The organism is Kosakonia arachidis (assembly GCF_900116535.1).
GTDB lineage: Bacteria > Pseudomonadota > Gammaproteobacteria > Enterobacterales > Enterobacteriaceae > Kosakonia > Kosakonia arachidis.
The window spans coordinates 1-8,368 of record NZ_FPAU01000017.1 but is presented as its reverse complement, the minus strand read 5'-3'; the positions used below and the strand labels follow the sequence as shown (position 1 = coordinate 8,368).

At 50.6% G+C, this 8,368-nt stretch carries 9 protein-coding genes; all 9 read left to right on the top strand.

Annotated elements, in window-relative coordinates; translation table 11 throughout:
- Positions 1-1,450, top strand: a 1,450-nt coding sequence (locus BM427_RS24985) for a type VI secretion system Vgr family protein (protein ID WP_139234468.1), incomplete at its 5' end; no start/stop codon positions are given.
- 15 nt (positions 1,451-1,465) lie between these two features.
- On the top strand, positions 1,466-1,843 hold the full coding sequence (locus BM427_RS24980) for a hypothetical protein (protein ID WP_090127223.1): 378 nt from the start codon (positions 1,466-1,468) through the stop codon (positions 1,841-1,843).
- 453 nt (positions 1,844-2,296) lie between these two features.
- The gene (locus BM427_RS24975) at positions 2,297-2,500 is read left to right on the top strand and encodes a hypothetical protein (RefSeq protein WP_244316570.1); all 204 of its coding nucleotides are present in this window, start codon (positions 2,297-2,299) and stop codon (positions 2,498-2,500) included.
- 83 nt (positions 2,501-2,583) lie between these two features.
- The gene (locus BM427_RS24970; protein ID WP_341874196.1) at positions 2,584-2,976 is read left to right on the top strand and encodes a DUF3592 domain-containing protein; all 393 of its coding nucleotides are present in this window, start codon (positions 2,584-2,586) and stop codon (positions 2,974-2,976) included.
- Between the two features lie 223 nt (positions 2,977-3,199).
- Complete coding sequence (locus BM427_RS24965; RefSeq protein WP_090127219.1) at positions 3,200-5,740, top strand: DUF2169 family type VI secretion system accessory protein; 2,541 nt, start codon at positions 3,200-3,202, stop codon at positions 5,738-5,740.
- On the top strand, positions 5,737-6,822 hold the full coding sequence (locus BM427_RS24960; RefSeq protein WP_090127217.1) for a pentapeptide repeat-containing protein: 1,086 nt from the start codon (positions 5,737-5,739) through the stop codon (positions 6,820-6,822). Before BM427_RS24965 ends, BM427_RS24960 begins: the two co-directional genes overlap by 4 nt.
- Complete coding sequence (locus tag BM427_RS24955; RefSeq protein ID WP_090127215.1) at positions 6,819-7,424, top strand: DUF3540 domain-containing protein; 606 nt, start codon at positions 6,819-6,821, stop codon at positions 7,422-7,424. The genes BM427_RS24960 and BM427_RS24955 overlap by 4 nt, the downstream gene beginning before the upstream one ends.
- A gap of 9 nt (positions 7,425-7,433) precedes the next feature.
- The gene (locus BM427_RS24950; RefSeq protein ID WP_090127213.1) at positions 7,434-7,826 is read left to right on the top strand and encodes a DUF4150 domain-containing protein; all 393 of its coding nucleotides are present in this window, start codon (positions 7,434-7,436) and stop codon (positions 7,824-7,826) included.
- 96 nt (positions 7,827-7,922) lie between these two features.
- Positions 7,923-8,368 (top strand): contractile injection system protein, VgrG/Pvc8 family (locus BM427_RS24945; RefSeq protein WP_254779595.1); only part of this gene is annotated, 446 nt, incomplete at its 3' end.

Below are 8,368 nucleotides of genomic sequence, written 5' to 3'. Positions count from 1 at the left end.
CGCGCGCATCCGCCAGGAGCGCTGGCAGGTGGAGCACCAGCAGATTCAGGGCACGGCGACGGCGGTGGGGGTGGCGCCGGGCAGCACCTTCACGCTGTATAACGCGCCATTTTTCAGCGATAACGGCGACTACCTGACCACTGCCGCGACCTATTTTTTTGAAGAGAACCGCTATGCGAGTGGCAGCGACGGGGAAACAGAGTACCGGATTGACTTCACGGTTATCCCGTCGTCGGTGGTGTACCGCCCGGCGGCGATGACGGCATGGCCACGCACCTACGGTCCGCAGACGGCGAAAGTGGTCGGCCCGCAGGGGGAGAGCATCTGGACGGACAGATATGGCCGGGTGAAGGTGAAGTTCCACTGGGACCGGCTGGCAAAAGGCGATGACACCAGCTCCTGCTGGGTACGGGTCTCCAGTGCCTGGGCGGGCCAGGGTTTTGGCGGGGTGCAGATCCCGCGCGTCGGCGACGAAGTGGTGATTGACTTCATCAACGGCGACCCGGACCGGCCGATCATCACCGGGCGCGTCTATAACGAAGCCAGCATGCCGCCGTGGTCATTGCCGGATGATTCCACCCGAATGGGCTTTATGACCCGCAGTAAAGATGGCAATAAAGATAACGCCAGCTACTTGTTCTTTGAAGATCGTCCCGGCAGTGAATCCGTTGAACTCCATTCTGAAAAAGACATGAAAGTGTCTGTCGAGAATGATAAGACGGTGAATGTCGATGGCAATCGCACCACCACGATCCTAAAAGAGCAGAAAGATGATGTCACCGGTGACGGCACGTTTTACTATCGCGCAAAACGTACCACCACGGTGGACGATGCAGAAACCACAACGTTCAATAATGGCCAGACGGAAACCATTAAGAATGGCCGCACGCTGGATATCACCAGCGGTGGTGATACTGTAACGATAAAAGGCGGACGCACGACCAATATTGAAGGGACTGAGTTGCACCATGTCACCGACAAGCTAACAGAAAAATATGATAGTGGTCAGGAGACGAGCATTGTTGCTGGGGGAAGGAAAGAGACCATTGATGGTGGTGTGACGATTGACGTGAATAGCGGTAACTGGACACAAAATGTGAATGCGGGAACCATTACAATTAGTAGCCCTAACTTAATCAAAATCAGTAGCAAACAACAGATAGTTATGGAGGCTCCAGAGGCTGTTTTCAAACCGAAACTTCATACCCTTTCAGTTACAGGATTTAGTGAAAGTTTTGTTGGAACCTCGGTATCTGGCACTATTGCATCACTTGCTGCCGTAGGAGTCACAAACTCTATCAATGGATTGTCAAATTCTTTTAAACTCAAGGAGTTCTCTAAAACCGTATTCAAAAAGGAATCAAATGGTGCCGTGATAAATTTTGAAATAACTAACATAAGCAACAGAACAGTTAATATTACTAATAATTCATTATTTATAATTACCTAAGATTGAGGTAAGTTAATGGCTCTTGAAGATTACTCGAAATACTTTATGTATGGCGGAATTGTTTTGTTAGTCGCTGTGACTGCATTTTTTTATTATCTTGAGAAACAAGACAAGACTGATGTAGTAGGGATTAAAAGCTATTTGTCAAAGGATCGTTGGCAAGGCGAGGTGGTGAACTCAAAAATAGAGTCCTGGCAACAACTGAATGCCAGATATGGTAATGATTTTTTTTATGAAATTACTTTTTATCTACCGGGTGATCCAAACATACATACATCGAAAGCACTTGTGGCTCCAGGGCAGATGCATCTAATAAAAAAAGGACTCGACATACAAGTCAAAGTAGGAAAAAAGGGGGAAATGGCAATTATAGGAATAAATTTCAATAAATAAGTTAAATAAAAGGTGGGCATGCATAAATGTCACCTTCAAAACCGACGTTATCTCAATATATAATGTGACGTAATTAGTAATTAAGGGACAAGTAACACCATATTCCCTATTTATACCAAGATGTTAATTATCAAACCTGTACCTGACGCCTGAGCAAGACGGCATTATCAATATCACGAACTTAAGAATTAATAGAGTAGGTATTGTTTTTGATTCTCCTTCTGTGGAATAAACGTTTAAAGAGGAAGAAATATTCTGAGGTGATGTTATGGCACGAGATTGTCATTCGAAATCTTCATAACTTATCTGCAGTGTTAACGATTTTCCCATGAAGACGAGAGATAAATATATGCTTGAGCTAATTATTGCCCTCCTGATTTTTTTCTTTTCATTGCATATGCTTTTTATGTGACGAAACAGAGAGATAAACTATTACAAGAAGGGCGTCCTGTAATGGCAAAAATTGTTAATATCAAGCCAATAAGTACAGACGAATCTGGCAATACAACGGTTGTTTACGTATTGGATATAGAAGGGCATCTCTTGAAAGGCAGTGAAAAAATTGACACTTTTTACGCACCTCAACTTCAACCGGGAAAAAATATTAAAATAATATACAAAGATGATAAGGATTATATGTTCGTTTTTGATAAGTGATATGAGTGAATATAAGAAGTGTGTTTCTAATTACTCTTCAGGCTAGCCAGAGCCCTGGAGGACAATAAAATGTTTGGATGGGTATGGAAATAAATAGTTTTTTTATCATTTCAATGGTCGTTATTGCACTTGTGTTTGGTGTCTTTCCCATTGCGAGATTTCTTTACACCACGCTTTATCCTTATCTCAAAGACGGCTTTTCGCAGGATGCGGTATTGAAAAATGGGGTTGCCGTTAATGCTGATATTATTCACACCGAGCAAACAAGCAGCTGGGACGGTAATAAACCGGTGTATAAATTAACACTCAGGTTTAAGACGACAGAACAGCAGGTGGTTGAAGCGACCACAATGAAGGCCTTGACCTTTAAAGAAATTGACCAATTTAAAGAAGGTAATGGTACGACGATAAAGTATGATCCGAAGGATCCGAAGAAAATCGCTATTTATGATAGGCCGCTAGTACTTGGTCAATAAATAAAGATGCCAGTATGAATTGGGAACCGATTTATAATAACTCAATTCACTCTGGCATTTTTGTACTATAGCACCTCCAGCAATTTGCATAAGCCACCGACGACGCACCTTAATTAAGGGACAGGCAACACGGCAAGCCCCATTCAGATCCAATTCTCCAGATGTACTGAAATAAAAACATTTACCGCTTCAACACTATGCTTAATCTTCCAAAGGATGTTTTATGAAGATTATTAAACCGCTGCGACTAAGCGTATTACATCGTCCATTTCGTTTGCAGGGACAAAATCACCTGGGTGTTTCTGTTATGGCGCTCGCCGATATGAGTGCCGCGCCACAATTGCGGCCCGAAGTTGAGCTGTGGCAACTGGCTGCCAGCGAGTTACAAACCAGCGGCGGAGTACTGGACATGGCCATTCCGAAAGCGCGCGCTGAATTTCTCGCCACGGGCTATGCCTATACGCGGCATCATCAGGACAAGACAACCTGCGCGGTACGCATCGAAGTTGATAAGCTGGTAAAAACACTGGCTGTTACTGGCGATCGCTACTGGGCGGGTTCGCGGCCGACAGCGCCAAAGCCGTTTGAACAGTTGCGCCTCGACTGGAGCCGGGCTTTTGGCGGCGCGGGGTATGACGAAAATCCGCATGGCGTCGGGGCCGTGACAGAGACTCACAATGGCACGCAGTATCGCCGCCTACCCAACATTGAAGCGTTACAACAGCGCATGGTCTCCCCCCGTGAAAAGCCTGAACCAGCGAGCTTTGGCCCGCTGGATTTGCTGTGGCCGCGCCGTTTTCGCCGGATGGGTAAAAACTATGATGCTCGCTGGCTGCAACATGATTTCCCCGGTTTTGCTCCCGACATCGACTGGCGCGTGTTTAACGCCGCCAGCCCCGATCAGTGGTGGGAAGATCGTGACTCACTGCCTCCACAGGCCGCCTGGCGCATCTGGAATATGCATCCGCAAAAACCTGTGCAGGAAGGCACATTACCGCCCTGGCAGGCGCGCTGCTTTATCCAGCGTCAGCGGGGTGACGAAATTTTGTTTGAAGAGATTGCCCTGCGCGCCACCACTGTATGGTTTTTCCCACACCTTGAACAGATGGTACTCATCTGGCAGGGCAATCAGCGAATAAACGAAGACGATGCCGCTGACGTATTGCATCTGATGCCCGCGCTGGAAAAAAACAGTGCAACACGCTCAGTTAACCACTATCGCAAAGTGCTCAATCAGCGCCTCGATAAAGAAAAGGGGGCGCTGTTTGCCTTTCGCGAGAAAGATCTTCTACCAGAAGAAGTTATCGGCGCCTGGATCGATAATGAGGTGCAGGAAAATCACAGCCCGATGCGTGAAAACCAGAATGCCCGTGCGCTGCAGTTGCGCGAGCAGCACCGTGCGAGGCTGGAAGCGCAGGGCAGTGATGTTAATGACATCCTGAAAGAGCGTGACGAGCCTGCGCTGCCAAAGCTCGATGAACTGCCAGAGTTTATTGAAGAGATGGAACGTAAGGCGGCCAACATGCAGCAGCAGGCCGAAGCGCGGAAAGCTGAGATGGAAGCGCGCTACGCTGATGCCGCAGACGGCGGCAGTGGCGTCCGTGGGCCGGAATCAATGCATCGTATGCAGGATCTGCTGGCTCGTAACGCCTCACAACTGAGTGAGAAGAAGCTGGCTCAAAGCCGGGAAGCGCTGCACCAGATGTATCTGATGTCCGCAGCCCAGCAACCACCAGCCATCAAGCTGACGGGCGATATTGCGATGATTATCCGCCAGCGTGCGGAACGCACCATGGCGCAGGGCGGCGATTTCAGCGGCCTCGATCTGACCGGGGCGGATTTTTCCGGCATGGATCTACGCGGCGCAAACTTTCACAAGGCGTTACTCGAGTGCGCCAATCTCAGCGGTTGCCAGCTTGATGGCGCGAACCTGACTCAGGCGATGCTGGCGCGTGCTGATCTGCAAAACGCATCCCTGCGTGCATGCCAACTGGATCATGCTAGTCTCGCGCTGGCGCAGTGCCGCCAGACGGATTTTCACGGGGCGTACTTTACTGAGACAGAAATGGGCGGCGCCCTGTTCGAGGCCTGCGACTTCAGCCATGCCCGACTCAGCAATGTGCTGCTGCGAGAGACGGGATTCAGCCAGTGTCTGTTTCAGCATGCAACGCTGGATAACTGTGTCTTTATGGAACTGGTGCTGCCGCAACCCGACTTTAGCCACGCGGCGATGACAAAAACCAGCTTTATCAAATGCGAACTTCTCAGCGCGGCATTTGCTCATGCCCAGCTTGATAGCTGCTCCTGGGTGGAGAGTCAGCTTGAACAGGCTAACTTTGCCCATGCCACGCTGATTACCTGCGCTGTTGCGTCGGGCGGCTCGCTGGCCGGGGCGGATTTCAGCGGCACGTATCTGAAACAGAGTAACTTCCGCCAGGCGCTGCTGACGCGAGCCCATTTTCGGCGGGCAACGCTGGATAACAGCGATTTCAGTGAAGCTCAGTGTGAAAATGCTGACTTCAGCGGTGCGATGCTCACTGGCAGCCTGTTTATACGCACCGATTTTCGCCATGCGCGCTTTAACGAGGCCAATCTGATGGGGGCCATGTTGCAAAAGAGCCGCTTTGAAGGTGCCGATCTCAGCTATGTAAATCTGTTTCGTGCTGATCTATCGCAATCCATTACCAGTGAAACAACACACTTTCACGGCGCTTATACCAAACGGGTAAAAACGCTGCCGAAGCGTGATGGAGAGGTGATATGAGTACGTTAACTGCGACGCAATTACAGCAGAAAGTGAAGGGCGGCGAAGCCATTATCGAATGCAGTCTCGACGGCATAGATCTGGGAGGATGCGATCTTTCTGGCGGTATCTTTCAGGAGGTTTCGCTACAGGGGGCGAATCTACAAGGCGCGAACCTGAAGGAGAGTATCTTTACCGAATGTGAATTTCGTGGAGCGAACGTTACCGGGGCCCAACTGGATGAAACCATCTTTAACCAGTGTGAAATGCCGGGTATTAACGTCAGCAGCACGACCTTAACGCGCTGCGTGTTTAATGAGTGCAACCTTGCTGGCAGCGATTTTTCCCGCTCGACCAGTGATGCCAGTCAATTTATGCGCTGTTCCATGAGCAACAGCCTGTTTACCGGCTCGGCACTGGAACGCTCCACCTTTTATGAAAGCCCGCTTGATGGCGCAACACTGGCTCATTGCCGCAATCTGATGACGACCTGGTTTGCTATTGATCTGCGTGAGACAGATATGCAGGGGAGTCAGTTTGAACGGTCGGTTTTTTTTAACTGTGACCAGCGAGGGAAACATTATGCACAGCAGCAGTTTATCGGCTGCCAGTTTACCGATAACCAACTGGATGGCGTGGATTTTACCGGCGCGCAGCTCACGCAATGTAACTTTAAAGGCGCATCATTAAAACAGGCACAACTGTGCAATGTCAACGCGACTCAGGCGCTATTTATGGAAGCTGACCTGAGCGGTGCAAACGCCCAAAACAGCTTGTTTGATCAGGCTATTTTTGTCGGTGCGACACTCAATCAGGCAAGTTTTAAACAGAGCCGCTTTTTCCAGAGCATTCTGCAACAGATTGCAGCACAGAGGACAGAATTTACTTTGTGTGATTTTACCTACGCTGATTTTTCTTTTGCCGATGTGCGTGAAGCTGATTTTCGCGGTGCTGCGTTCTCACGCACGCGCTTTCATCGTGCCCGGCAGGACAATGCGTGCTTTGCCGATCGCAAAGGCATCCTCGAATATGACGAAGAGCTACTGGCTGCGGAAGCTTGGAGCGCCGAACGCCACAGCAAAATCTACGGAGATCTTCTATGAACAATATCAACCATCAATTGCTTACGGCGGCGATCCCGGTCGGGCAATTCGCGGCGCTTGTGACCCACTGTTTCGATGACGGTAGCCTGATGGTCGAAAGTGAAGGGCGCGGCTGGCACTGCCGTCGGGCAGTGAGCTGCGTCATTGCGCCGCAAGTGGGCGATATCGTACTGATGAGCGCGGTCGAAAATCAAATGTGGTTGCTTGCTGTACTGGAACGGCTCAACCCGAATAGTGCTGAACTTAGCGTGCCGGGTGATTTACATATCACAAGCCAGGGCGCGTTAAGCCTGAGCAGCGAAGCATTGAATATCAATGCGGTGCAAGGCGATTGCCATATCAGCGAGATGAACTACAGCGGCGAAAAAATCTCGGCCTGGGTATCGCTGTCACGCATTGTGGGGAAACGCGCGGAGTCGGTCTGGCAGACTGTCACGCAACTCAGCCAGCAGCTTTTTCGCCACACGCGCCAGACCGAGCATGTCCGCGCCGGGCAACTTGATATGAAAGCGGAGGATTATCTGCGATTGCATGCGCAAAATACTGTGATCACCTCGAAAGCGATCACCAAAGTCGATTCTGAACAGATCCATATGGGGTAAGGAGGGAATATGTTTGCCAATTGCCAGTTGATAGGAGTCGATCTTGCGTTCCCGGATGTCTGCCTGACTCCGATGCCTGCTCCCACACCGATCCCCTATCCGGATATCGCGCTGGGCCCGACTGCTATTCCGAACGCCCTTAACATTTTGTTTATGGGGATGCCCGCGCACAATATGGCGACGGTAACGCCGCTGACAAATGGCGATAATCCTGGTGTGGCAACCGGCGTTGCTTCCGGCACGGTAATGGGGCCATCGCGCCATCTGACCGGTGCATTCACCGTGCTGCTCAAAGGCACGCCAGCGACACGTTTAACCAGCGTAAGTCTGCAAAACTCGACCAATGCCATTGGTATGCGCATTGTTCCCAGTCAGTTCAAAGTGCTGATGCTGGCTCCGTAACGCGCATCGCACGACGCGCCATATTTCCCAACTTAAAAAAACGAACGCACAGCAAGTGCGATTTAAGGTATCAGTCTTTTTACGGACTCATTGTTTATGATGAACAGAATATCGGTCAGGCTGCCCGTAGAGGGACTGCTTTTCTGGAAACTCTCCGGGCGCGAGGCGCTGTCGGAGCCGTTTACACTGGCGCTGACGGTACTGGGGACGGACGCGCGGATTGACCGCAGCAGACTGCTGGGCCAGCCGGTGACGGTGGCGGTCCCGACACAGACGGGTACGCGTTACTTCAACGGGAAAGTGACCCGCGTGGCGGTGAGCGCGACGGAGCTGTCGGGGACGCGCTATGCGGTGTACCAGCTGACGGCTGAGCCGGATGTGTGGCCGATGAAACGCGACCGTAACCTGCGCATCTTCCAGGGGCAGACGGTACCGCAGATTGTGAAAACGCTGCTCGGTGAATACCAGGTGAATCTGGAAGACCGGCTGACCGGCAGCTACCGCGTCTGGGATTACTGCGTGCAGTACCAGGAGAGCAGCTT

Bases quoted from the DNA above. Each gene is read 5' to 3' on its own strand.
- BM427_RS24955 (WP_090127215.1), top strand. From the start codon at position 6,819: ATGAACAATATCAACCATCAATTGCTTACGGCGGCGATCCCGGTCGGG.
- BM427_RS24960 (WP_090127217.1), top strand. From the start codon at position 5,737: ATGAGTACGTTAACTGCGACGCAATTACAGCAGAAAGTGAAGGGCGGC.
- BM427_RS24975 (WP_244316570.1), top strand. From the start codon at position 2,297: ATGGCAAAAATTGTTAATATCAAGCCAATAAGTACAGACGAATCTGGC.
- BM427_RS24950 (WP_090127213.1), top strand. From the start codon at position 7,434: ATGTTTGCCAATTGCCAGTTGATAGGAGTCGATCTTGCGTTCCCGGAT.
- BM427_RS24980 (WP_090127223.1), top strand. From the start codon at position 1,466: ATGGCTCTTGAAGATTACTCGAAATACTTTATGTATGGCGGAATTGTT.
- BM427_RS24970 (WP_341874196.1), top strand. From the start codon at position 2,584: ATGGAAATAAATAGTTTTTTTATCATTTCAATGGTCGTTATTGCACTT.
- BM427_RS24965 (WP_090127219.1), top strand. From the start codon at position 3,200: ATGAAGATTATTAAACCGCTGCGACTAAGCGTATTACATCGTCCATTT.